Source organism: Cognatundibacterium rugosum, from assembly GCF_014284365.1.
Lineage (GTDB): Bacteria > Pseudomonadota > Gammaproteobacteria > Burkholderiales > Burkholderiaceae_D > Undibacterium > Undibacterium rugosum.
In genome coordinates this window covers 1-406 of record NZ_JACOGG010000063.1, presented here as the reverse complement: position 1 = coordinate 406, position 406 = coordinate 1, and the positions used below count along the sequence as shown (strand labels likewise).

The window sequence follows — 406 nt, the reverse complement described above, 5'->3', positions numbered from 1 at the left end:
ACTGGTTCAACGCCAGCAAGTCCCTGGCGGCGGTGCTACATTCAGGGCAATCGACTACAGTTTAAATCGCTGGTCGGCGTTAACCCATTACCTCAACGATCCTCAGGTGCCGATTGATAATAATTGGATTGAGAACCAGATTCGTCCCGTCGCATTGGGACGAAAAAATTGGATGTTCGCCGGCAGCCTGCGCGCAGGCAAACGTGCGGCGGCGATCATGAGTCTGATCCATTCAGCCAGGCTCAACGGTCACGATCCTTATAATTACATGAAGGACGTATTGGAAAGGCTACCATTGCAACCATTCAGCCGCATCGGCGAACTACTGCCACACAACTGGAAGCTTGCTCAATAATTTCCATCATCCATATCAGAACCGGTCAACCTGTGATGACCGGGCGCTTAC

The 406-nt window shown here is 51.5% G+C and carries 1 protein-coding gene; it reads left to right on the top strand.

Annotated elements, in window-relative coordinates; all coding sequences use genetic code 11:
- Positions 1 to 355 (top strand): IS66 family transposase (locus H8K47_RS18860; protein ID WP_186882734.1); only part of this gene is annotated, 355 nt, incomplete at its 5' end.
- Between the last annotated feature and the right edge of the window lie 51 nt (positions 356 to 406).